The sequence below is a fragment of the Cupriavidus sp. 86D6 genome (genome assembly GCF_057815095.1).
Map to the genome: position 1 here is coordinate 145,592 of NZ_JBYPSB010000012.1, position 22,413 is coordinate 168,004.

21 protein-coding genes and 1 pseudogene are annotated in these 22,413 nt (G+C 62.8%); 12 read left to right on the forward strand and 10 right to left on the reverse strand.

Going from position 1 to position 22,413, the window contains the following annotated elements; translation table 11 throughout:
* Positions 1 to 7 precede the first annotated feature (7 nt).
* The 6 genes from AC3G88_RS22600 to AC3G88_RS22625 all read right to left on the reverse strand — a co-directional run bounded on the left by AC3G88_RS22600 (position 8) and on the right by AC3G88_RS22625 (position 4,639).
* The gene (locus AC3G88_RS22600) at positions 8 to 1,186 is read right to left on the reverse strand and encodes a MalY/PatB family protein (protein ID WP_023082251.1); all 1,179 of its coding nucleotides are present in this window, start codon (positions 1,184 to 1,186) and stop codon (positions 8 to 10) included.
* Between the two features lie 14 nt (positions 1,187 to 1,200).
* Positions 1,201 to 2,349, reverse strand: a complete 1,149-nt coding sequence (locus AC3G88_RS22605) for a flavin monoamine oxidase family protein (RefSeq protein ID WP_023082252.1) — start codon at positions 2,347 to 2,349, stop codon at positions 1,201 to 1,203.
* 3 nt (positions 2,350 to 2,352) lie between these two features.
* Positions 2,353 to 3,021, reverse strand: coding sequence for a cupin domain-containing protein (locus tag AC3G88_RS22610; RefSeq protein WP_023082253.1), 669 nt, complete (start codon positions 3,019 to 3,021; stop codon positions 2,353 to 2,355).
* Positions 3,022 to 3,095: 74 nt separating this feature from the next.
* A complete protein-coding gene (locus AC3G88_RS22615; RefSeq protein WP_023082254.1) occupies positions 3,096 to 3,440 on the reverse strand; it encodes a carboxymuconolactone decarboxylase family protein in 345 nt (114 codons plus the stop codon).
* 66 nt (positions 3,441 to 3,506) lie between these two features.
* Positions 3,507 to 3,788: a hypothetical protein gene (locus AC3G88_RS22620; protein ID WP_023082255.1), complete on the reverse strand. Its 282-nt coding sequence runs from the start codon at positions 3,786 to 3,788 to the stop codon at positions 3,507 to 3,509.
* Between the two features lie 77 nt (positions 3,789 to 3,865).
* Positions 3,866 to 4,639: an SDR family NAD(P)-dependent oxidoreductase gene (locus AC3G88_RS22625; protein WP_023082256.1), complete on the reverse strand. Its 774-nt coding sequence runs from the start codon at positions 4,637 to 4,639 to the stop codon at positions 3,866 to 3,868.
* A gap of 220 nt (positions 4,640 to 4,859) precedes the next feature.
* On the opposite strand from AC3G88_RS22625, the gene gcvA reads away from it, so the two are divergent.
* The 5 genes from gcvA to AC3G88_RS22650 all read left to right on the forward strand — a co-directional run bounded on the left by gcvA (position 4,860) and on the right by AC3G88_RS22650 (position 8,864).
* Positions 4,860 to 5,774, forward strand: a complete 915-nt coding sequence (gcvA, locus tag AC3G88_RS22630; RefSeq protein WP_023082257.1) for a transcriptional regulator GcvA — start codon at positions 4,860 to 4,862, stop codon at positions 5,772 to 5,774.
* Positions 5,775 to 5,809: 35 nt separating this feature from the next.
* A complete protein-coding gene (gene asd, locus AC3G88_RS22635) occupies positions 5,810 to 6,649 on the forward strand; it encodes an archaetidylserine decarboxylase (protein WP_031668801.1) in 840 nt (279 codons plus the stop codon).
* A 215-nt stretch (positions 6,650 to 6,864) separates the two neighbouring features.
* Positions 6,865 to 7,884, forward strand: coding sequence for a dicarboxylate transporter/tellurite-resistance protein TehA (gene tehA, locus AC3G88_RS22640; protein ID WP_228381272.1), 1,020 nt, complete (start codon positions 6,865 to 6,867; stop codon positions 7,882 to 7,884).
* A gap of 136 nt (positions 7,885 to 8,020) precedes the next feature.
* Positions 8,021 to 8,320: an ArsR/SmtB family transcription factor gene (locus tag AC3G88_RS22645; protein ID WP_228381273.1), complete on the forward strand. Its 300-nt coding sequence runs from the start codon at positions 8,021 to 8,023 to the stop codon at positions 8,318 to 8,320.
* 19 nt (positions 8,321 to 8,339) lie between these two features.
* On the forward strand, positions 8,340 to 8,864 hold the full coding sequence (locus AC3G88_RS22650; RefSeq protein ID WP_023082261.1) for a rhodanese family protein: 525 nt from the start codon (positions 8,340 to 8,342) through the stop codon (positions 8,862 to 8,864).
* A 77-nt stretch (positions 8,865 to 8,941) separates the two neighbouring features.
* On the opposite strand, the pseudogene cueR reads toward AC3G88_RS22650, so the two are convergent.
* The 3 genes and pseudogenes from cueR to AC3G88_RS22665 all read right to left on the reverse strand — a co-directional run bounded on the left by cueR (position 8,942) and on the right by AC3G88_RS22665 (position 12,919).
* Positions 8,942 to 9,399 (reverse strand): annotated as a pseudogene (gene cueR / locus AC3G88_RS22655) (Cu(I)-responsive transcriptional regulator).
* Positions 9,400 to 9,401: 2 nt separating this feature from the next.
* Positions 9,402 to 11,846, reverse strand: a complete 2,445-nt coding sequence (locus tag AC3G88_RS22660; RefSeq protein WP_023082264.1) for a heavy metal translocating P-type ATPase — start codon at positions 11,844 to 11,846, stop codon at positions 9,402 to 9,404.
* Positions 11,843 to 12,919, reverse strand: a complete 1,077-nt coding sequence (locus tag AC3G88_RS22665; protein ID WP_023082265.1) for an MBL fold metallo-hydrolase — start codon at positions 12,917 to 12,919, stop codon at positions 11,843 to 11,845. The genes AC3G88_RS22660 and AC3G88_RS22665 overlap by 4 nt, the downstream gene beginning before the upstream one ends.
* 231 nt (positions 12,920 to 13,150) lie before the next feature.
* Between AC3G88_RS22665 and AC3G88_RS22670 the strand changes: the two genes are divergently transcribed.
* From AC3G88_RS22670 to AC3G88_RS22695, 6 genes are all read left to right on the forward strand, one after another.
* Positions 13,151 to 13,444, forward strand: coding sequence for a hypothetical protein (locus tag AC3G88_RS22670; protein WP_041106365.1), 294 nt, complete (start codon positions 13,151 to 13,153; stop codon positions 13,442 to 13,444).
* On the forward strand, positions 13,441 to 14,895 hold the full coding sequence (locus AC3G88_RS22675; RefSeq protein ID WP_023082266.1) for a TolC family protein: 1,455 nt from the start codon (positions 13,441 to 13,443) through the stop codon (positions 14,893 to 14,895). Before AC3G88_RS22670 ends, AC3G88_RS22675 begins: the two co-directional genes overlap by 4 nt.
* A gap of 41 nt (positions 14,896 to 14,936) precedes the next feature.
* A complete protein-coding gene (locus tag AC3G88_RS22680; protein ID WP_031668804.1) occupies positions 14,937 to 16,340 on the forward strand; it encodes a multicopper oxidase family protein in 1,404 nt (467 codons plus the stop codon).
* 54 nt (positions 16,341 to 16,394) lie between these two features.
* Entirely contained in the window at positions 16,395 to 16,742 is a 348-nt protein-coding gene (locus AC3G88_RS22685; protein ID WP_023082268.1) for a copper-binding protein, read from the forward strand.
* A gap of 19 nt (positions 16,743 to 16,761) precedes the next feature.
* Positions 16,762 to 17,130 carry an MAPEG family protein gene (locus tag AC3G88_RS22690; RefSeq protein WP_023082269.1) on the forward strand — a complete coding sequence of 123 codons (369 nt, stop codon included), beginning with the start codon at positions 16,762 to 16,764 and terminating at the stop codon, positions 17,128 to 17,130.
* Between the two features lie 296 nt (positions 17,131 to 17,426).
* Complete coding sequence (locus AC3G88_RS22695; protein WP_198712313.1) at positions 17,427 to 19,130, forward strand: GMC oxidoreductase; 1,704 nt, start codon at positions 17,427 to 17,429, stop codon at positions 19,128 to 19,130.
* Positions 19,131 to 19,282: 152 nt separating this feature from the next.
* Here the strand turns inward: AC3G88_RS22695 and AC3G88_RS22700 are convergent, their stop codons facing one another.
* Entirely contained in the window at positions 19,283 to 20,860 is a 1,578-nt protein-coding gene (locus AC3G88_RS22700; protein ID WP_023082271.1) for a methyl-accepting chemotaxis protein, read from the reverse strand.
* A 307-nt stretch (positions 20,861 to 21,167) separates the two neighbouring features.
* Between AC3G88_RS22700 and AC3G88_RS22705 the strand changes: the two genes are divergently transcribed.
* Positions 21,168 to 22,379, forward strand: coding sequence for a DDE-type integrase/transposase/recombinase (locus AC3G88_RS22705; RefSeq protein ID WP_023082272.1), 1,212 nt, complete (start codon positions 21,168 to 21,170; stop codon positions 22,377 to 22,379).
* The last annotated feature ends 34 nt before the right edge of the window (positions 22,380 to 22,413 follow it).

The window sequence follows — 22,413 nt, forward strand, 5'->3', positions numbered from 1 at the left end:
GGCGGCTTCAGGAAAGGGCCGAGGCCAGGCGGTGCAGTGCCTCGTCGACCACGCTGCGAGGGCAGGCCAGGTTGATGCGCATGAAACCTTCACCGGGTGCGCCGAACTTGTGTCCGGGGTCGAGCCAGAGTCGGGCGCGCCGCAGCAGGAAGTCATGCAGTTCGACCGGTGGCATGCCGAGTGCTCTGAAGTCCACCCACGCCAGGTAGAGCGCGTCGGTCGGCGTGATGGTCAGGGGCAGCCCCAGCGCGGTGACCTGCGCGGCAAAGTAGCGCTGGTTGCCGCGCACGTAGTCGAGCATGGCGTCGACCCACGGCTCGCCATGCCGGTACGCCGCCTCACAGGCCGCCGTGCCCATCGTGTTGACGAGGAACACGCCGTTGCGCTCGCACTGCGTCCAAAAACGCTGCCGGTGGCGTGCGTTGGGAATGAAGATGTTGGCGCAGGACAGGCCGGCGATGTTGAACGTCTTGCTGGGCGCGGTGCAGACGATGGTGTTGAGCGCGACCCCGTCATCCAGCATCGCCAGCGGTACATGCCGTCGGCCCTCGCCGAACACCAGGTCCTGATGCACTTCGTCGGAGACGATCAGGATGCCATGACGCTCGCAGATCGCCGCCATCGACAGCAGTTCCTCGCGCGTCCAGACATTGCCGGTCGGGTTGTGCGGGTTGCACAAAATGAACAGCCGGGTGTTCGGCTGGATGGCGGCCTCGAAGACCTCGGGATCGTAGCGATAGCGTCCAGCTTCCAGCGTCAGCGGCGCCAGGGCCAAGCGACGGCCGTTGTTGACCACATCGTGCAGGAAGTGGAAGTAGACGGGGGTCTGTACCAGCACGTGGTCGCCCGGCTGTGTGAACGCCTGAACCGCCATGTTGAGCGCGCTGATGACGCCCGGGGACTGCACCAGCCATTCCGGGCGGGCCTGCCAGCCGAAGCGGCGCATTTGCCAGTCCACGGCGGCTTCACGGTAGCTGTCCGGCGTACCGCCGTAACCGAGTACCCCCATCTCCACCTGCTCGCGCAGGGCATCGAGGATCGGCGGCGCCACCCGGAAATCCATGTCGGCCACCCACATCGGTAGCGGGTCGGCGGCCCGCTGTTCGGGCGTGAGGAACTGGCGACCATGCTCCCATTTCATGGAGTTGGTGCCGCGCCTGTCGATGACCTCGTCGAAATCGAACATCAATGCTTCCTTTCTCAATTCAGGATGGACGCCGCCGTGTGGGGGGACAACAGCGCTTCGACCCCGAGGCGTGCCGCCTCGACGGCCCCGGCCACGTAGCCGGGGAAATGCGGCGACCACTCACTGGCAATGCCGACGAGCCGGCCTTCCCAGGTGCCATCGTGTGGTGTCCTGGGAGGCGGGGTCGGGTGGTCGACATCCGGGTGCGCGTCGGCGGCGACCGCGGTGCGCGGGTCGCTGGTCCAATCCTTCAGGAATTCTGCCTTGGGCCGTGCCGCCTGCTCGCCAAACAACCGGACAAACTGGGCCCGGCAATGGGAAAGCAGGACCGCCTCCGGCGTTTGCTGCCTGATCTGCGCGCTCACACCCAGGAACCCGAACAGCGCGGCATCGCCACCCTCGGCCGAGGCGTCGTGGATCTCGCCCATCGGCCCGACGGCGCTGCGCGCCTCGCCGGACAGCCCTTGCTCGCGCCAGAACGGCGTGTCGTAGACGGCGACGTACTTGGCATGCGGCGCCATCCAGGTCCCGCATGCCTGCCACTGCCGTTGCAGCGCGTCGGGCAGGGTCGGTGCGAAGTCGATGGTGTTGGCCGCCAGCCGAGGCGGTATCGCCAGCAGGACATGGGCGACATGGCGGGAAACGACTTGCCCCAACGCATCCCGGGTTTGGACCTCGATCCGTTCGCCCTGGTGCTGAAGGTGCGTGACCTGGTGGCCGGCCAGGAGCCTGTCAGCAGGCAGGCGGGCGCGGATGGCGTCGACCAACGCGGCCATGCCGCCCGCCAGGCGCAGCGCGGGCGGCGCGGAGACGAACCCATCGACGCGGCTCGGTGCATGTGTCCTGGAGCGCTCGATCAACATGTCGCCGTTTTCATGCTGCACGACGGTCTCCAGGCCAAGCTGCGCCACAAGCTGTTGCAGCTCCGGGTGCATGGCCGGCCAGTACCATGTTGCCCCCATATCGAAGCGCCCGGCGATGGGCAGCTTCCCAATCGCTTCCTCGTGGGGACGAGATGCGTCCGGCCAGGAAACGATGCGGCCACCGAAGGTCTCGCGAGCCTCCAGCACCACATAGTCCCGAATGCCGCGGGCCTCCAGCAGTATGGCGGCATAAAGGCCGCTGAGGCCGCCGCCGATGATGGCAATGCGTGTGGGCTGCATCCGTTAGACCCCCTGCACCGCAGCGGCCAAGTGTCCGGTCTTGAGATAGACGGTGGCGCCGTGCGTGCCAGCGGTGATCTCGGGGCGCTCACCGACAGGCAGACGCACCCAGCTTCCACGCTCGCAAGACTGGCCATCGGTGATGACTTCGCCGGTCAGCACCAGCAGCTCGATGCCATCGGCCGAGTCGGTCAGCAACGCTTCAAGGGGTGCCAGGCGTTGCACGCTGACACGCTCGAAAGCATCCGAGAACAGCGGGCAGACCTCGCGGCCATCCCGGCGCTGCCATGCGGCCGGGTCGTGCGTGTTGATGCGCACGTTGCGCTGCTCGCCAGGCTGCATCTGCCAGAGCTTGACGAAGATGTCTGCGCCCTCGTGGCTGGACGGGGCATGGCTGGAGCCGGGTGGATTGCGCAAGTACCAGCCTGCCGGATAGTGCCGGTCGTCTTCGGAAAAGACCCCCGACAGAACCAGAATCTCCTCCCCGCCCGGATGAGGGTGATGCGGGAAGCGCGAATCGGGTGCGTAGCGCACGATACTGGTGGCCCGGGCTTTCTCCGCGCCGATGCGATCGAGCATCATGCGCTCGACGCCTCCCTGGGGGGAGGCGACCCATTGGTACTGCTCGGGCGTCACGATGGCTCGGCGCGAGAAATCTGCGTTGATGCGCATGGGCAGGGCTCCTGTCGCGGCGGGAACGACGTACAGGCCCGGTCTGCGGGCCTGCCTTCCGTTCGCCGATGGGTTTACTGTTTGGGCAGTTGCGCGTGGGCGTCGAGCACGCGAGCCGTGTAGGTCAGTGCAGCGCCGGCATTCAGTGCGATAGCGATGCCCAGAGCCTCGGAGATTTCCTCCAGGGTCGCGCCGTGCTCGACTGCCTTCTGCGTATGGACCGCAATGCAGCCATCGCAACGGGTCGTCACCGCCACGGCCAGCGCGATCAGTTCGTGGATCTTTGGCGTCAGGTGCCCGCCTTGTTCGACGACTCCGCTGAGGGCGCCAAGCGCCTGCATCACCGCCGGGCTCTGCTGGGCGTATTCGCCCACCCGTTCCATCAGCATGCCGCGATAGGCATTCCAGTCTTGCATCATGAGATCAACCTTTCCTTGACAGAAAAATGCCGGATGCGCTGTTTGCGCACCCGGCGACGAGGGACATTAAGCAATCTGGTAGATGCGCACGTCGGGGTCGGCATCGAGCAGCGGTTTGAGGCCACCGACCACGTCCGCGGTGAACAGCGCACTCTGCAGATAGGCGCTCGCGTTCTCCTGGGTATCGAAGCCATGCAGTACCTGCACGTCTTCGTTGCGCACCAGCAGTTCCTTGGACTCGGCACCGGGAACGGTGTCGAGGAACGGCCCCTTGTACTTCTGGTAGATGCCAGCCGCCGCAGCCCGGTTGGCTTCGGCGATCTTGAGGGTGATTTGCAAATAGACCATGTGCATTTCTCCTTGCTAGGTTGGTTGACAGAAACGAGCGCAGGTGGGGCAAGCGCCAGGGGCTTGCCCGCCGTGCATCAATTGCGGCCGGCCATCACGCCGCCATCCACGTCCCAGATGGCGCCCGTGACCCAGCCCGCCTTGTCCGAGAGCAGGAAGGCAACCACTTCGGCGACGTCCTGCGGGGTGCCCACGCGGCCGATCGGGTGAAAGCTGTTGAAGCCTTGCAGCGCGTCATGCACTTCGGCTTTCGGGATGAACCCCTCGTAGATGGGCGTCTGCACCACCGCCGGCGACACCGCATTGACGCGGATGTGCTTGGGTGCCAGTTCCATCGCCAGGTGCTGGGTCAGCGAATGCAGACCCGCTTTGGCCATCGAGTAGGCCGACGAGGGGGTGGCCGCGATGGCCTGCTTCGCCCACATCGAACCGATGTTGACGATGGCGCCGGGACGGTCCTTGGCGACGAGGTTGGCGGCGACCTTCTGCGTGATGAAGAAGGTGGCCTTGTTCAACTTCATGTACTGGTCGTAGTCAGCGTCGGAGTGCTCCAGGAAGGGCTTGGGGAAGAACACACCGGCGGCGTTGACCAGCAGGTCGATGTCCGCATGTTGTTCGTCGATGGCCTTGAGCAGCGCGGCCAGCCCTGCGTCGCTGGAGAGGTCGGCCGTCACTGCGGCGACCGGGCCGAGGCTCGACAGTTCCTCGCGCGCTTCCTCGGTCTTCGTCGGGCGATTGCCGACGATCACCACGCTGCCGCCCTGGGCCAGCACCACCCGGGCCGTCTGCATGCCCATGCCGCTGGTGCCCCCGACGACCAGGAGCTTCTTTCCGTCGAATTGATGACTCATGTGAAAACCTCTTTGACTGTTGCCCCGCCGAGGTGGCAGGTTCGGAGATGGGGCTGAAACGGGAAGAAAAACTTCTACTGCCACGTTGTCTTTTCGGTGCCCAACGGCCATCGCGAGCTAGGCAGCGTCTGGCCTGTTCTATAAGTGATATTTTTTCTTGGTTTCCTTGTCTCGACAAATCATTTAAAGTGTTCATATCTAAAAGAAAAACTTTAATGAAATGAAATCGCCTGCCCACCTCAACGCATTGCGAGCATTCGAGGAGACTGCCCGCCACCAGAGCTTTTCCGCTGCGGCGGCCGAACTGAACGTGACGCCTGCTGCCGTCGGCCAACTCGTTCGCGCGCTCGAAGAATGGCTGGGCACACCGCTGTTCCATCGCGGCAACCGCGGACGATCCAGGCTGGTTGCCACCGAAGTGGCGCAGCGCGCCCTGCCCGACATCCGAGCAGGCTTCGATCGGTTGGGCCTCGGGCTGGAACGGCTCAAGGAAGGGTCGGCCAGCGGCGTGCTGACCGTTGCGGTGAGCCCGGCTTTCGCCGCCAAGTGGCTGCTGCCGCGCATCGAGCGCTTTCATAGCGCATGGCCTGATACCGATGTGCGCTTGGATACCAACCTCAAGCCCGTGGATTTCATCGCGCAAGGGGTGGATATCGGCGTGCGCTATGGCCTGGGGATGTGGCCAGACCTGGTGGCCGACAAGCTGATGGACGAGGAGGTCTACCCCGTATGTTCGCCCGAGTTGCTGCGTCGGAACCGGGACTTGCGCGCGCCCGCCGATCTGTTACGGGAGACCTTGATCCACGACCTGTCGATGGACGGTCATGCGGGCTTCCCCACCTGGGAGACCTGGATGGAGAAAGTCGGCGTGACGGGGGCCGCCACACGGCGCGCCATGAAGATCAACAATTCCGCGGCGGTTCTGCAGGCCGCGATCGAGGCGCAAGGCGTCGCGCTCGCGCGCAGCGTGATGGCGCGCGACGACGTGGCGAGCGGGCGCCTGGTCCGGCTGTTCCCCGAGATCAGCGTCATGTCTGCGATGGCCTACTACATCGTCTATCGGCCCGGGTGCGCGAGCCTGCCGCGACTGGTGGCCTTCCGCGACTGGCTGCTCACGGAGGTGGCGGCCATATGACCGGGCATGCGCCAGACACCGGCATGAAGCCCCGCTTGTCCGAACGTGTGTTCGTCCGAGCGCAGCATCTTCTGCCCAAGCGCTTCATCACCCGCATGCTCGGCGTACTCGCGCACAAGCGCGCGGGCGCACTGACGCAATGGGTGATTCGGCGTTTCATCGCCCACTACGACGTCGATATGGCGGACGCGGCGTCGAGTGACCCTGGAGCCTACGAGACCTTCAACGCCTTTTTCACTCGTGCGCTGCGGCCCGGCGTGCGTCCGGTGGCGACGGCGCAATTGATCTGCCCGGTCGATGGAGCGATCAGTCAGTTCGGCCGCATCGAACGTGGCCAGCTACTCCAGGCCAAGGGCAAATCCTTCAGCATCGGCGCCTTGCTGGCTGGCGATCAGGTGCTGGCACGCAGGTTCGAGCGTGGGGCTTTCGCGACCCTCTACCTCAGCCCGCGCGACTATCACCGCGTCCATATGCCGTGCGACGGGCATCTGCTTTCGATGAGCTACGTGCCAGGCGAGTTGTTTTCGGTCAACCCGGCCACGACGCGCGGCGTCGACGCGCTGTTCGCGCGCAACGAGCGTGTGGTGTGCCACTTCGACTCGCCGCATGGCCCCTTCGCTATGGTGCTGGTGGGCGCCGCCATCGTCGGCAGCATCGTGACGGTCTGGCACGGCGTGGTCAGGCCACCCCACGGCCGCAGCGTGCGGCACTGGAGCTATCCCGACCGTCGCATCAGCCTGAAGCAAGGCGAGGAGATGGGGCGCTTCCTGCTGGGCTCGACCGTGGTGCTGTTGTTTCCGCCGGGGCCGATGCGGTTCAACCCCGAATGGGCTCCCGCGCGCCCGGTGCGCCTGGGAGAGGTGATGGCCGATTGAAGCAGAAGCTGCCTCGGCGGCTTTCCCGGCGGCCGGCACCAGCAGCTCGGCGGATCAGCAGCTGCGCACGAGTGTTCAAAGCTACCGGGAAATGATTTCTTTTGGCGGGAGAAACTTTATCTCGTTTGTCCAGCGAGGGAGGTCGGCGAACAATAAACGCCAGCTTGAATAGGAACGTCGAAGGGAGCGCGCGCGGTTGGCAGCTGTCTCCGTTCATGGCGGCCCGCATGCTCTTTCGGGTTTGTGTGGCATTTCAGGGGGCAAGAATTCCTTCGGTGATTCGGCATATGGGTATAAGACAGGCGCAAATCCCGGCGTCGTACTTCGGGGTCGTCCTGGGTCTGGCAGGTCTCGGGCAGGCTTGGCGTATCGCGGCGCAGCGATGGAGTTTGCCGGGCGCTGTGGGTGAGACGGTCATTGCGATCGCGGGTCTGGTCTGGTTCGTCCTGATCATTGGCTATCTGTGGCAGGCAATCAGGCGCTTCGAGGTCGTGAAAGCCGAGTTCCTTCACCCGGTGCAAGGAGGCACGCCTGCCTTGCTGGCGGTTTCCACTTTGCTTATCGCCATCGCGGTCCTCCCGTACTCAAGCATCCTGGCATGGCTTCTGACGATCGCGGGGATCGCGTGGCACCTGGGCTTCTGCCTTTGGCACACCGGCTTGCTCTGGCAAGGCGGGAGAAACACGGTAGACATGGTGCCGACCCTGTATTTGCCGACCGTCGCCGGCAATTTCGTCAGTGCGGCAGCATTGGGGGCGCTAGGTCAGCCGGATTGGGGATGGCTGTTCCTGGGAGCGGGACTGTTCTCATGGCTGGCGCTCGAATCGCTGGTCATCCATCGGCTTTGGCATTCGTCCTCAGTGCCCACGCCTCAGCGCCCCCTGATCGGCATCCAGTTCGCGCCGCCCGTCGTCTGCGCGATGGCGTGGCTGGCATTGTCTCCGGGAAGCACGGACCACTGGTTGCTCATGCTATGGGGCTATGGGCTCTTTCAGCTGCTGCTCGGCCTGCGCCTGGGCCCCTGGCTGGGGGCGCAGCCCTTCATTCCCACTTACTGGGCCTACACGTTCGGCGTAGCCGCAGCGACGGTCACAGGCCTGCACCTGGCACAGTCGGGTGTTGGTGCGGCGCAAGTCCTGGCGCTGCCGGTGTTTGTCGCGGCCAACCTGTTCATCGGCTATCTGGCCCTACGCACTGCTCGCTTGTTTGCCGGGAAGCCCAAGTCCCGCAAGTAACCCTCCGGCGGCACATGCCCGCCGACCATCGTAAGAAAAAGGCACCGCAAGCCCGGTGAGAACGGAGGGGTATTGCTATTACATAAGAATGTGCTAATTTAGCGAAATACGAAATAAAGCGTCCATGGTTGCAAAGATGAGAGACAAGCAGTTCTTTCAGGAGGGGGCCGCTCAGGCGGCCGTCCTGCTGCGAACGGTGGGCAATGAGCATCGCTTGCTGTTGCTGTGCCTGCTGATCGAGCACGGCGAAATGTCGGTAGGCGCGCTGCATGAGCACGTACCCCTGAGCCAATCCGCGTTGTCTCAGCATCTGGCCAAGATGCGCGAGGAAGGCCTGGTCACGTTCCGCCGGGAGGCGCAGACGCTGTACTACCGGATCGACAACCCGGATGTAGCCACCCTCATCTCCACGCTCAAGACCATCTTCTGTCCCTGACCACCCGGAGTTATCTGCCATGTCCTTGAAGCCCATTTCTCCCCAAGCAGCCCGCGACCTTCTCAGCCAAGGGGCTGTCCTGATCGACATTCGCGGCGCGGACGAGCATGCGCGCGAGCACATTGCTGCCGCCCGCCACGTGCCCATGGAGCATCTGAAAGGCGCGTCCCCCCTGGACGCTGCCGGCGGCGTGATCTTCCATTGCCGATCCGGCAATCGGACGCAGGTCAACGCCCAGACGTTGAGCGCGTGCGCGGCCTGCGACGCCTATGTGCTGGAAGGCGGGCTCGATGCCTGGAAGAAGGCCGGGCTCCCTGTGGTCGCAGATGCGTCCCAGCCGATGGAGTTGCAGCGGCAGGTGCAGATCACGGCGGGCACCTTGATCGTGCTGGGAGCAGTCCTGGGCGCGACGGTCTCGCCGTGGTTCCACGTGTTGTCGGGCTTTGTCGGAGCCGGCTTTATATTTGCCGGGGTATCCGGTTTCTGCGGCATGGCTCGGGTCTTGATGCGCATGCCGTGGAATCGCCGGGCGGTAGGCGGTTGACACGGTAAGGCAGGCGCCAAGCCTCCAGTGCTTGGCGCGGGCGACCTGATCCTGGGGGGTGCGAGACCCCGGGAAATCTAAGGAACAAGCTGGTGGCGCTTGCCGCGGCGGCTACGGTCGCCGCCGCCTTTTTCGGGGTTCCCGGTGGTTTCAGATGCCGGCGATTCGATGATCGGGCAGTCCGGCCGGTCGTCGCCGTGGCACGAGCGCACGAGGTATTCGAGCATGGCCTTCATCTCCTGAAGCTCCCGCACTTTCTGATCCAGCTCGGCGATGTGCGATTCCGCCAGTCCTTGACCTGGCGGCTGGATCGTTTGCGGTTCTGCCAGAGATCGAGCAAGGCACTGATCTGGTCCAGCGAGAAACCCAGGTCGCGGGAATGGCGGATGAAGCGCAGCTTGCTGACGTCCTTGTCGCCATACTGGCGGTAGCCGGCATCGGTGCGGCTGGCCGGGGGCAGCAGACCGATGTCTTCGTAGTGCCGGATCATCTTCGCCGAGACGCCCGAGGCGGTAGAGGCTTCACCGATGTTCATCGTCAGGCTCCTTCTTCTTGATTCTGGCCGCTGCCGTTGGTGCCGGTCGCAGCACCGCGCCAGCGCCGCAGCATCAGGGCATTGGTGACCACACTCACGCTGCTGAAGGCCATGGCCGCGCCTGCAATCACCGGGCTGAGCATACCCAGCGCGGCCAGCGGAATACCCAGCACGTTGTACGCGAAGGCCCAGAATAGCCCCTGCTTGATCTTCGAGTAGGTGCGACGGGAGACGTCGAACGAATCGGCCACCAGACGCGGATCGCCGCGCATGAGGGTGATGCCTGCCGCTTCCATCGCCACATCGGTGCCGGTCGACATCGACAGGCCGACGTTTGCCGCCACAAGGGACGGAGCGTCGTTCAAGCCGTCACCGACCATCGCCACGATGCGGCCCTGCTGGCGCAGCTCCTGCACGATGCCCGCCTTGTCGCCCGGCAGCAGTTCCGCGCGGACGTCATCGATGCCCAGTTCACGGCCCACGGCGCGCGCGCTGCCCTGGTTGTCGCCCGTCAGCATCACCGTGCGGATGCCCAGCTCGCGCAGCCGTGCCACGGCAGCGTAGGACGAGGGCTTGATCGTGTCGCCAAAGGCCAGCAGCCCCAGCACGCGGACCAGGTCGCCGTCCCGCTCCAGCAGCCAAGAGATGGTTCGCCCTTCGCCTTCGAGGCGCAGCGCCTCGGCCAGCAGCGCGCCCGGGTTGGCGCCTTCCTCGTTCATCAGCCGCGTGCTGCCCAGCAGGATGTGCTGGCCGCCCACGACGGCCTGCACGCCCCGGCCGGGCAGGGCCTGCGCCTCTCGTGCGGACTCGACCGCCACGCCTTGCGCCCGGGCCTTCTCCATCACCGCATGCGCGAGCGGGTGGTCGCTGGTCTGCTGGAGCGCGGCGGCGAGCTGCAGCACTTCATCGGGATGCACGTCTCCCATCGCTTCGATGGCAACCAGCGACGGCTTGCCTTCGGTCAGCGTGCCGGTCTTGTCGAAGGCCACGGTGGTGACCGAGTGCGCCACTTCCAGCGCCTCGGCATCCTTGATCAGAATGCCCTGACGGGCAGCCACACCGGTGCCGGCCATGATCGCCGTGGGCGTGGCCAGGCCGAGTGCGCAAGGGCAGGCGATGACGAGCACCGCCACCGCGCTGATCAATGCCTGTTCCACGTCGCCGCCGTTGTACAGGAGCCAGCCGACGAAGGTCAGCAACGCCACCCCGAGGACGACCGGCACGAAGACCGCACTCACCCGGTCGACAACACGCTGGATCGGCGCTTTGGCTGCCTGCGCCGACTCCACCATGCGGATGATCCGGGCCAGCGTGGTTTCAGCGCCGATGGCCGCCGTGCGGACTTGCAGCACGCCTTCCTCGTTGACCGAGCCGCCGGTCACCTTGTCGCCGACCGCCTTGGGCACCGGCAGGCTCTCGCCGGTGATGAGCGATTCGTTCAGGTGGCTGCGTCCGTCGATCACCTCGCCATCGACCGGCATCCGTTCACCGGGGCGCACGACGACGACGTCGCCCACCGCCACCTGTTCCACCGGCGTAGAGACTTCAACCCCATCGACCAGAACCCGCGCAACCGTGGGCCGCAGGGCATTGAGCGCGCGGATGGCATCGGCGGTCTGCCGCTTGGCGCGGGCTTCGAGCCATTTGCCGAGCAGCACCAGCGTGATGACCGCGGCCGAGGCCTCGAAATACAGGTGGGGCATGCCGTGGCCCGAATGCTTCCATTGCAGATAGACCGACAGCCCGTAGGCCGCGCTCGTGCCCAGCGCGACCAGCAGATCCATGTTGCCAGTCCTGGCCTTCACGGCCTTCCAGCCGGCACGGTAGAAGCGCGCGCCCAGCCAGAACTGTACCGGCGTGGCCAACGCCATCTGGGTCCAGCCATCGAGCATCCAGTCCAGGCCGAACAATTGCAGCGCCATGGGCAGCACCAGCGGCAGCGTCAGCAACGCGCCCACGAGAACCGGCCACCATTCGGGAAGGCGCTTGGCGGTCTGGGGAGTGGCAGCGCCCTCGACCGGCTTGGCGACATAGCCGGCCTTGTCGATGGCGGCCGCCAGCGTCGCGAACGACACCCCGGAGAGCGCAGTGACGGTGGCCTTCTCGGTCGCGAGGTTCACCGACGCGGCGGACACGCCGGGGACCTGCAGCAGCGCTTTCTCGACGCGCGACACGCAGGACGCGCAGGTCATGCCTTCGATCTGAAGCTGGATCTCGTCGGCGCGAACTTCGTAGCCGGCCTTGCGGACAGCGCCCGCCAGTGCCGCTGCATCCACGCCGGAGGCGCGAACGGTGGCTTCTTCGGTGGCGAGGTTCACGGTGGCACTTTCCACGCCGGGCAACGTGTTCAGCGCTTTTTCGACGCGCGAAACGCAGCTCGCGCAGGTCATTCCTTCGATGGGGAGCTTGAACTCCATCGGAACTGTGGCAGTGAGAGAGGTGGTCATGAGAGAACTCTGTTATGAAATTGCATAGAGGCTTGGGGCTGCGAATCACGCCACCAGGCCGGTGTGGGATCGGGATGAAGCATGTCCATCGGCGCTCCGATGAGCGGGGTCAGCACTCCGATTCCGCGGGTCTGCGCCATGGCGGAAATCTGCTCGAAAGGGTCCTGCCAGCTATGGCCTCCCAGATCGAACGTTCCGTTGTGGATTGGCAGCAGGCGCTTGCCACGCAGGTCGATATGGGCCTGCACCGTCTGCGGTGGCCACATATGGACGTGGGGCCAGTGGGCGTCGTAGGCCCCGGCCTCCATCAGCGTTAGATCGAACGGTCCCAGGCGCTCGCCGATGGTCTTGAAACCGTCGAAATAGCCCGAGTCCCCGCTGAAGAAGATGCGGACATCGCCATCGGCCAGCACCCAGGAGGCCCAGAGTGTGCGGTCGCCATCGAACAGCCCTCGACCGGAAAAATGCTGGGCCGGAGTCGCCGTGCATTGCAGCCCGCCCGCCGTGTCCCCGACCGTGGCCGACTGCCACCAGCCCAGCTGCACCACTTTGCGCGCGTCAATGCCCCAGCTGATGAGCCGGTCGCCAACACCCAGCGGCGTCAGGAAGTGCCGCACCTTGGGCGCAAGGGCAAGGATGCTGTTGCGGTCCAGATGATCGTAGTGGTCATGGGACAGGACGACGCCCTCGATGTCCGGGAGCGCGTCCAAACCAATCGGAGGGGCATGAAAGCGCCTGGGGCCTGCCCACTGAACGAACGACGCTCGCTCGACAAACACCGGGTCCGTCAGCCACAAGCCGCTGCGCAGCTTGAGCAGGATGGTCGAATGCCCCAAGCGGAACAAGGTGCGCGCAGGCGCCGCAAGAATCTCCGCGCGGGTCAGCGCATGGATCGGTAGCGGCTGTGCGGGCCAGCGGCCAGTAGGGCCTGGTGGGCGGTTGATGAAGCGCAGCGTCATGCGCAAGCTCTTCCAGAAGCCCCGCTTGGGCCACTTCACAGAAGCAGCAGCCGAATCAGCCTGCGGCGCTGAGACTCTGTCGTTGAGGGGCTTGAACGCCAGGGGTGTACCCATGGGATCTCCGAGTTTGTTTTCCAATATGCCGTCAGCTTGATCCTTCCCATCATGGGAGAGTCAAGCGGAAATGAAACATTTTTTTTACGGGATCAGGTTATTTCGGATGGGTGTTGACTCTCCCACGATGGGAAGGGTGACAGTGCTGCCATTGACGCACCGCACCACTCCCGGAAGACAACACCCATGACCCGACCCGTCTCTCGTTGGCCCGCTCATGCAGGCACCGCGGTGGCCCTGCTTCTTGCGGCCGTGGCAGCCCATGCAGAAGCGCCGCAGCAGACCTCGTCGCCCACCGTGCCGCCACTGGCCTATACACCGGCTTTCGCCACCTACCAGCGGTTTGCAGATCAGCCCATCACGCCCTGGCGCGAAGCGAACGACACCGTGGGCCGCATTGGCGGCTGGCGCGGCTATGCCAAAGAAGCCTCAGAGGAGACGCCATCCACGGCACCTGCGGCCACCGCTCCGGTGCTGCCCCCACACGGTGGCGGGCATGAGGCACATACAGGGGCCCAGCCATGAGCAGCAGCATCCACTCCACGTCCCATCGACGTTCCCGCGCTCGCTTCTCACTCGCCGCCTTGGCCTTGGCGGCGCTCTCCGGCTGCGCCAGCGTGGACCTGGCGCAAAACCTGTCGCGCACCAATGACGAGGCCGCCAGCTTCACCGGCGGGCGTCTGGCCCTGGCTCGCTCGGATGAAGACCATGCGCAGCGCCGCCAAGTGGCTTCCGATCTGCTGGCTCAGCCGCTTGGCCAGCCGCAGGCGGTGGAACTGGCGCTGGCCAATAGCCCGGCGTTGCAGGCCCTGCTGGCACAGCATGGCGCCGACGCGGCCCGCTCCGCGCAGGGGGGGCGCATCGCCAATCCGGTGTTCGGCTTCGAGCGGCTGCGCACAGGCAGCGAACTGGAATTCGGCCGCTTGTTGTCCTTCGGACTACTGGATTTGCTGACCCTTCCTGCGCGAAAGGAACTGGCTGACCGCCAGATCGAGCAGTCGCGCCTGCGCCTGACTTCCGACGTGGTGGATCAGATCACGCTGGTGCGCCAAGCCTGGGTGCGCGCGGTGGCCGCACAGCAAAGCCTGCAATATGCCGGTCAGGTGTACGAGAGCGCAGAGGCCAGTGCCGAATTGGCGCGGCGTATGCAGGCCGTGGGCAACTTCAGCAAGCTGGAGCGCGCCCGCCAGCAAGCGTTCTACGCCGACGCGGGCACCCAGCTCGCATCCGCACGCCATGCCGCCATGGCAGCGCGGGAGGAACTGGTACGCCAACTGGGCCTGACTGACGTCCAAGCGCAGGAGTTGACGCTGCCTGAACGCCTGCCCGAACTGCCCAAGCAGCCATTGCAGCCGGAGGAAGTAGGCCAAACCGCCAGCCGCGCGCGCCTGGACGTGCGGCTGGCCCAGGCCGAACTCGATGCCTCGGCACGTTCACGGGGCCTGACTGGCATCACCAGCGTGACGGATATGGAACTTGGCGTGACCCGCAACACCACGTTCGACAACGCCGATGGACACAAGGCCACCGGGCGAGGCTACGAAATCTCCGTGCGCCTGCCGTTGTTCGACTGGGGTGACTTGCAGCGCGATGCCTCCAAGGCCCAGGTGCTGGCATCGGCCCAGCGCCTGGATGCCACGCTGCGCGCGGCGGGATCGAACGTGCGAGAGAGCTATTCGGCCTACCGCTCGACCTACGACATCGCGCGGCACCAGCGCGACGAAGTCGTGCCGCTGCGCAAGACCATCTCGGAGGAGAACCTGCTTCGCTACAACGGCATGTTGATCGGTGTTTTCGACCTGCTGGCCGACGCACGTGACCAGGTCGGTGCGGTGATGTCGACCATCACGGCCGAGCAGCAGTTCTGGTTGGCCGATGCAGCACTGCAAGCGGCACTGATCGGCAGGCCCATGGCTAGCGCCGTAGCGGCCGGAGGCAACCCGCAGCCGGCCAGCAGCGACGATGCCGGGCACTAAGCCGGCCAACTCTTCGACAGATTCCACACAAAGACACAGCCATGAACTCCAGAAGGCAATTTCTTGCAATGGCGGGCGGCACGGTGGCGGTAGCCAGCGTCAGCCGCGTCGCCATGGCGGCGCTGCCCGAGCCGGTCACGCAGACCTCGGCCGACACCATGCCGCCACTCACGCCCAACACGGGCCTCCCTTACAACCCCGTCGTCACGCTCAACGGCTGGACTTGCCCTTGGCGCATGAACAACGGCGTCAAGGAGTTCCACTTGGTGGCAGAACCCGTGGTGCGCGAGATGGCTCCCGGCTTCAAGGCTCACCTCTGGGGCTACAACGGCCAGTCCCCCGGGCCGACCATCGAGGTGGTCGAAGGCGACCGCGTGCGCATCTTCGTCACCAACCGCCTGCCCGAGCACACCAGCGTGCATTGGCACGGCCAGCGGTTGCCCAATGGCATGGACGGGGTGGCGGGCCTGACGCAGAAGGCCATTCCGCCGGGCAAGACCTTCGTCTACGAGTTCACGGCGCGCCGCCCCGGCACCTTCATGTATCACCCGCATGCAGACGAGATGGTGCAGATGGCGATGGGCATGATGGGCTTCTGGGTAACGCACCCCAAGGCCAAGCACCCCTTGATCGACGAGGTGCAGCGCGACTTCTGCTTCTTGCTCAACGCCTACGACATCGAGCCGGGGGCTTACACGCCCAAAGTCATGACCATGCTGGACTTCAATCTCTGGTCGTGGAACAGCCGCATCTTCCCTGGCATCGACTCGCTGAACGTGCGATTGGGCGATAAGGTGCGCATCCGCGTCGGCAATCTGACCATGACCAACCACCCGATCCACCTGCATGGCCACGAGTTCATGGTCACGGGTACGGACGGCGGACCGATCCCGAAAGCCGCGCGCTGGCCCGAGGTGACCACCGACGTGGCCGTGGGGCAGATGCGCCAGTTCGAGTTCGTCGCCGACGAAGAAGGGGACTGGTCGTTCCACTGTCACAAGAGCCACCACACCATGAACGCCATGGGGCACAGCGTGCCCACCATGATCGGGGTGGATCACAGCGGCGTGGCCGGCAAGATCGCCAAGCTGATCCCCGACTACATGGTGATGGGCGAGCGCGGCATGGCCGACATGACCGAGATGGAAATGCCCATCCCCGATAACACCGCGCTCATGATGACCGGCGACGGCCCGTTCGGATCGGTCGAGATGGGCGGCATGTTCAGCGTGCTCAAGGTGCGGCGCGACCAGAAGCCCGGCGACTATGGCAATCCGGGCTGGTACCAACAGCCGCCGGGCACGGTCGCCACCGAGTACCAAGGGACGATGACCGAGCCGGTGCGCTCGTCTTCCACCGGAGGCAGCTCCATGCCCCGTGCATCCAAGTCCACGTCGCAAGTCGAGGTGCAGGTACGCAAGCCGGCCAGCCACGCGGGCCATTGATTGTCTGACCACTCTGCGCACAGCGATTTACCGTTTCATTCCAAGGAAAACTCTATGAAATCGAAAGCCATTTTTGCCGTGACGCTCGGCGCGATGCTGAGCGTCACGGCCGCGGCTTGGACACCCGGAGCCTTTGCCCAGGCGGCCCCTGCGAACCAAGCTGCTGCACCTGCCAGTGCAGACCTCACCGACGGCGAGATCCGCAAGGTGGACAAGACCACCGGCAAGATCACCATCAAGCACGGGCGGATCAAGCACCTCGATATGCCCGCCATGACCATGGTGTTCCAGGCACGTGATGCCACCTTACTGGACAAGGTTCAGGCGGGAGACAAGGTGCGATTCGGTGCGGACAAAGATGGCGAGAAGCTCATCGTCACGGACATCCAGCCCATCCGCTGATTAGGCAAAGGAAATACACATGCTTCCCATCACCTCCACCGTTGCCGCCTTCGCAGCCATCGGTCTCATCGCACTGAGCGTTCCCGTGTCCCTGCGTCGCATGGCGGTCAAGCAGCCCCTGGGGCCGGGCGATGACCCGGCGCTGCTGCGCCGCATCCGCGCGCAGGGCAACTTCACCGAATACGTGCCAATCGTGCTCATCCTGCTCGCGCTCGCAGAGTATCGGGGGGTGCCGCAGGGCTTTGTCTTCGCTATCGCAGGGCCGCTGGTGATCGGGCGTGTCGCCCATGCAGTCGGCATGCTTGGCGGGATCATGCCCCTTCGTCGCATGGGCATGATGGCCACCTTCGTATCGCTGCTGGCCGGTGTGGCCGCGCAATTCGTTTGACACCTTCCCACGCCTCTTGACATTCCCACGATAGTAAGGTCGATAGTTCCGGCGTTCTAACACCAAACGCACCGGAGACATTCCATGACCCCCTTTGAAGTCAAAGACACGACCTGTAGTTGATGAACAACGAGGCGACACGCCCGCGAAATCCTCAACAAGGCTGGCACCAATCAGCCTAGCCGATGCTGCGGTGCTACCGGAATCGCGCGCAGGCCGCGAACCAGGCGATCGCCATATGGGCCGTTGCACATTGCAAACAGGTCCTTGAACTCATTCAATTTCATGGGGACGAAATGGACAGTAAATCTGAGACAGACGATGAGATAAACCTGAGTCGAAGAGAGGCGATAGTGCTGATTGGTGGGGCGCTGTCGACGCTTGCATACGCGAGATCGGCCGGCGCGCAAACCGTGGCTGCAACCGAAGAATCTACCGAGAATTCCCTGGATGCAGTCCCGGCAAGCAAAGTTGAAATAATCGTCATCGGCAGTGGTTTCGGTGGATCGATTGCAGCCAAGCGACTTGCCGAAGCGGGGCGAGACGTCGTAATGCTTGAGCGCGGCCCCTGGCGCGATACGGTGCCGAATCGATCAGTCGGCATGACGGATCTGACACCGCTGCCGCAAGGAGCAAAGGCTTTTTCCCACGGTCTGAGATCGATTCGGTCCCATCTGTTCCAGGGACAATGGGTTCTGAACACAAAGGGCTTTGTTGAAGCGTACCTAGGCAACGGCATCAACGTGATCTGCTCATCCAACGTGGGTGGTGGCAGCCACATCTATGCCGGGATGCTGGCAAAACCCTCCAACCCAGCGTACTGGGACGGTCGCCATCCCCAGATCTCGCAAGCTGGCATGGACAAATACTATTCCGAGATCATCGCGCTGCTACAGACCCGGGCGGCCACGGAAGAAGACAAGAGTCCGAACCGCATCAGTGAGACAAATTACGGTGGAGAGCTGTCCACCGCAGGGCTTGCGAGTCCACTCATCGGTGTGCTCTTTCCGAAGCAACCAGGCAGCGCATCGAAAGTCACAGATGCCAATGGCATTGATCGCTGGGAATGCGACTACCGCAACAACAGTGTGCTGGGGTCCCCGTCCGGTGCCAAAACGACACTGGACTTTGCCGCGATTTGGCCCGCCATGCAGCGCGGACTGAAGGTCCGTGACCTGTGCGAAGTGCAGACCATCCGCAAGTTGAGCGAAGCGAGCGCTGAGGGAATGCGCTATGAAATCCTTTATCGCAACCACCGGGAAGGACGTGACGAAAAGGTATTCGCCAAGCACGTCGTCCTCGCCGCCGGATGCCTGAACACAGTTCGACTGCTGTTCAAAAGCCGAGATGTCGACGGCGCGCTGGATGGAATGCCACGGCTCGGTATGAGCTTCGGCACCAATGGCGGATACTTCGCCTTCTGGAAAGAAAACAGTTCCAAAGATCTCTCCGAGGGGTTGCCGTTGGCCGGGCCATTCCGGTCGAAAGACTCCCCCAGCAAGTCGGTGCAGGTGCTGCGCGCCGCCATCCAGGGCATCGATGATATTCCCATGCCGGCCATACTCCGCCGCTGGTTGCGTCGGAATTCATTCATCGTCGCCTTGGGCAAGGACAACAATAACGGCGCGATGACGATGGAGAGCGGGAAATTCCAAATCACCTACGACAAGAATGAGAGCAGCGTCTATCATGAGATCGACTACGAAGTTGAAACAATTCAACGTGCAACAGGCACAAAAATCTACGCCCCTGCATCACCGCTCACCGTGCAGCCGCTAGGTGGTGCATGTCTGGGTACGTCAAACGCCGATGGCGTGATCGATGCTAATGGCGAAGTTTTCGATAACCCGGGCCTCTATGTGGTCGATGCCGCAGCGCTGCCGGAATCGACCGGCAGGCCGCCAAGCCTGACGATCGCGGTATGGGCCGCCAATGTTGCGGATCGGCTGCTGGCGTCGTTACAGGGGGAACCGCAGAATTCGGAAAAAATCGTACGCTAAGCTAACGGTGTTCTCGTGACAGCTCTTTGACTAGGCTTTCTAAGGCCATTCTGATAGCCCTGACTTCCTGAAAAGCCATGGCTAAAATTTGTGCGGCTAAAAGGGATAACCGATGGTAAAGTAAGTTATCCCTGTCGAGATACTGAAAAGCGTTATCCTCGTTTTTCCCAAAACTGTTTTGCCAGTTCGCTCAGAGCGCTAGTTAACTGAGCGACAGATTTCGCACTTTGCAAATTATTCTGCCCGGTCTGTACATTGGTATCAGCAGCATCGCGTATATTGTTAATACTGCGGTTGATGTCTTCACTTACTGCTCCCTGCTGCTCGACCGCAGTCGCTATTTGCGCGTTCATGTCGGTAATTTCGTTAACACGTTGGCCAATTCCATCAAGAGCTGTAGCTGCTTCCTCTGCGTGAGCTACACTCGTGTGCGCTTGCCGACTACTTTGCTCCATGACTGTAACAGCGGATTGCGCTCGCTCTTGTAGAGCGCTGATCATGCTTTGAATATCCGTTGTCGATTGCTGGGTGCGAGCAGCAAGACTGCGAACCTCATCGGCGACAACAGCAAAACCACGCCCCTGCTCACCAGCACGCGCGGCCTCAATTGCTGCGTTGAGTGCCAACAAATTCGTTTGCTCGGCGATCCCTCGTATAACGTCAAGAACTTTTGATATCTCGTTACTTTGACCTTCAAGCTCATGAATAACCTGAGCGGCTTGCCTAATTTCACCTTCAAGGGCAATGATTGACTGGCTTGTGTGGGCTACCAGACGCTGGCCAGATGCCGTCTCAGTGTCTGCTCTTCCGGCCGCATCTGCAGCATGCTGTGCATTGCTCGCAACCTCTTGAATGCTTGCCGCCATTTGGTTTACTGCCGTTGCTATTTGATCTGTCTCTGCCTGCTGCTCAACTGTAAGTACATTGCTTGACTCAATATCCTTTAGTAGGCTTTGGGTGTGTTCGCTAAGCCGATTTGATGCATCACCTATGCGACCTACTACGGCGCCTGTTTCAGCTTGCATCATTCGTAAAGCAAACTCTATTTGGCCAAACTCATCGGTGCGCCCAGTGTAGAGGGATTGACTTAATGGGTTATTGGAAATATTCCTGGCTCTTTCAACCAGTCTTCCAAGAGGAGAGAGAATAGCCAAAACACTAACAGAGCTTAAGCTTCCTGACATTAAAGTAGCTAACAATAAGCTGCTTATTGATGTATCAGTAAGCATGCCGGCAGCCATTGCGCTTGATATAATACTACCCCATATGAGCAAGAGTATTTTCACGGAAAAGCTAGCAGCCCATTTCGGCCTCGCGGCCTTCCCGCTTCTCAATTGAGCATATAATTTTTCCGCAGCCAAAACCTGCTCAGGTTCAGGCTTGGTCCTTACAGACTGGTATTCAACAATCGAACCATTCTTAGCTATTGGCGTTACATAAGCACTTACCCAATAGTGGTCGCCATTTTTACAGCGATTTTTTACTAGCCCCATCCATGAGCGGCCAGATTTTAATGTACTCCACATATGCTCAAATGCAGCAGGCGGCATATCTGGGTGTCTTACGATGTTGTGAGGCTGGCCTAATAGTTCTTCCTCAGTGAAACCACTGATTTTAATGAAGTCAGGATTAACGTACGTGATATGGCTTTGAGGGGAGGTAGTCGAAAGAATATTGGCATCTTTTGGGAGTTCTAAGTTTCGACCCGTCACTGGTAAATTCTGGCGCATAAGAGCCTCAAGGGTTGGCTGTTTTATTTTATTGTGTTCGACATTAAGCCCAATTTCTTTAGCGTTACGATAAAGCTAGCATGGAAACGATAGGTGCAAGCAAGTTAAGGGTTGCATCGCGCATGTCAATCTAGGCTATACCCTAACTGGATGTCAGGCAAGGCTGTCGTTTTCAGAAGACGACCGCACCATCTGACTGGATGTAACGCCTGGTGTGCATACGGCTCCTGACAGCCCAATATCAGGAGTCGTCTGCACCAATCTCGACTATGCTCAATACTCGTGTGCACCAAAGCGAGGTTTGGGCATGACATCAGACACTCCACCGATTGCCGCGCAAGGCGTGGCCACCCTGCCCGACGAGGCATGGGCGCAAGCCCGGCACCGGACGGAAATCATCGGGCCACTGGCAGCGCTTGAGGTGGTCGGGCATGAAGCCGCCGATGAGGCAGCCCAAGCGCTGGGCCTGTCCCGGCGACAGGTATATGTCCTGATCCGTCGCGCCCGGCAGGGTACTGGCCTGGTAACAGACCTGACGCCCGGCCGATCCGGCGGCGGCAAAGGCAAGGGGCGCTTGCCGGAACCGGTCGAGCGCATCATCCGCGAGCTGCTGCAAAAGCGCTTCCTGACCAAGCAGAAACGCAGCCTGGCGGCGTTCCACCGCGAAGTCGCGCAGGCGTGCAAAACCCAGAAGCTGCCGGTGCCGGCGCGCAACACCGTGGCCCAGCGGATTGCCGGACTACACCCGGCGAAAATAGCCCGCAGCCGGGGCGGGCAGGACGCTGCCCGTCCCTTGCAAGGCGCGGGTGGCATTCCGCCAGAAGTCACCATGCCGCTGGAACAGGTGCAGATCGACCACACCGTCATCGACCTGATCGTGGTCGACGAGCGCGACCGGCAACCGATTGGCCGCCCATATTTGACCCTCGCCATCGACGTGTTCACGCGCTGCGTACTCGGCATGGTGGTCACGCTGGAAGCGCCGTCCGCCGTCTCGGTCGGCCTATGCCTCGCGCATGCCGCCTGCGACAAGCGGCCCTGGCTGGAAGGGCTGAATGTGGAAATGGACTGGCCGATGAGCGGCAAGCCCAGGCTGCTCTATCTGGACAACGCGGCCGAGTTCAAAAGCGAAGCGCTGCGCCGTGGCTGCGAACAGCATGGCATCCGGCTGGACTATCGCCCACCAGGCCAGCCGCACTACGGCGGCATCGTGGAACGGATCATCGGCACGGCGATGCAGATGATCCACGACGAATTACCGGGGACGACCTTCTCCAATCCCGGCCAGCGCGGCGAGTACGATTCCGAGAAGATGGCCACCCTGACGCTGCGCGAGCTGGAGCGCTGGCTCGCGTTGGCGGTAGGCACCTATCACGGCTCCGTGCACAACGGCCTGCTCCAGCCGCCGGCCGCGCGCTGGGCCGAGGCCGTGGAGCGCGTTGGCGTCCCGGCCGTCGTTACCCGCCCCACCGCGTTTTTGGTCGATTTCCGGCTCTGTTGCAAAAATCGTGAAGCTTGAGCATGCTTGGCGGAGATTGGACGGACGGAACGAT

Coding starts and splice junctions, on each gene's coding strand:
- AC3G88_RS22600 (WP_023082251.1), bottom strand. CDS start 1,186: ATGTTCGATTTCGACGAGGTCATCGACAGGCGCGGCACCAACTCCATG.
- AC3G88_RS22605 (WP_023082252.1), bottom strand. CDS start 2,349: ATGCAGCCCACACGCATTGCCATCATCGGCGGCGGCCTCAGCGGCCTT.
- AC3G88_RS22610 (WP_023082253.1), bottom strand. CDS start 3,021: ATGCGCATCAACGCAGATTTCTCGCGCCGAGCCATCGTGACGCCCGAG.
- AC3G88_RS22615 (WP_023082254.1), bottom strand. CDS start 3,440: ATGATGCAAGACTGGAATGCCTATCGCGGCATGCTGATGGAACGGGTG.
- AC3G88_RS22620 (WP_023082255.1), bottom strand. CDS start 3,788: ATGGTCTATTTGCAAATCACCCTCAAGATCGCCGAAGCCAACCGGGCT.
- AC3G88_RS22625 (WP_023082256.1), bottom strand. CDS start 4,639: ATGAGTCATCAATTCGACGGAAAGAAGCTCCTGGTCGTCGGGGGCACC.
- gcvA (WP_023082257.1), top strand. CDS start 4,860: ATGAAATCGCCTGCCCACCTCAACGCATTGCGAGCATTCGAGGAGACT.
- tehA (WP_228381272.1), top strand. CDS start 6,865: ATGGCGGCCCGCATGCTCTTTCGGGTTTGTGTGGCATTTCAGGGGGCA.
- AC3G88_RS22645 (WP_228381273.1), top strand. CDS start 8,021: ATGAGAGACAAGCAGTTCTTTCAGGAGGGGGCCGCTCAGGCGGCCGTC.
- AC3G88_RS22650 (WP_023082261.1), top strand. CDS start 8,340: ATGTCCTTGAAGCCCATTTCTCCCCAAGCAGCCCGCGACCTTCTCAGC.
- AC3G88_RS22660 (WP_023082264.1), bottom strand. CDS start 11,846: ATGACCACCTCTCTCACTGCCACAGTTCCGATGGAGTTCAAGCTCCCC.
- AC3G88_RS22665 (WP_023082265.1), bottom strand. CDS start 12,919: ATGGGTACACCCCTGGCGTTCAAGCCCCTCAACGACAGAGTCTCAGCG.
- AC3G88_RS22675 (WP_023082266.1), top strand. CDS start 13,441: ATGAGCAGCAGCATCCACTCCACGTCCCATCGACGTTCCCGCGCTCGC.
- AC3G88_RS22680 (WP_031668804.1), top strand. CDS start 14,937: ATGAACTCCAGAAGGCAATTTCTTGCAATGGCGGGCGGCACGGTGGCG.
- AC3G88_RS22685 (WP_023082268.1), top strand. CDS start 16,395: ATGAAATCGAAAGCCATTTTTGCCGTGACGCTCGGCGCGATGCTGAGC.
- AC3G88_RS22690 (WP_023082269.1), top strand. CDS start 16,762: ATGCTTCCCATCACCTCCACCGTTGCCGCCTTCGCAGCCATCGGTCTC.
- AC3G88_RS22695 (WP_198712313.1), top strand. CDS start 17,427: ATGGACAGTAAATCTGAGACAGACGATGAGATAAACCTGAGTCGAAGA.
- AC3G88_RS22700 (WP_023082271.1), bottom strand. CDS start 20,860: ATGCGCCAGAATTTACCAGTGACGGGTCGAAACTTAGAACTCCCAAAA.
- AC3G88_RS22705 (WP_023082272.1), top strand. CDS start 21,168: ATGACATCAGACACTCCACCGATTGCCGCGCAAGGCGTGGCCACCCTG.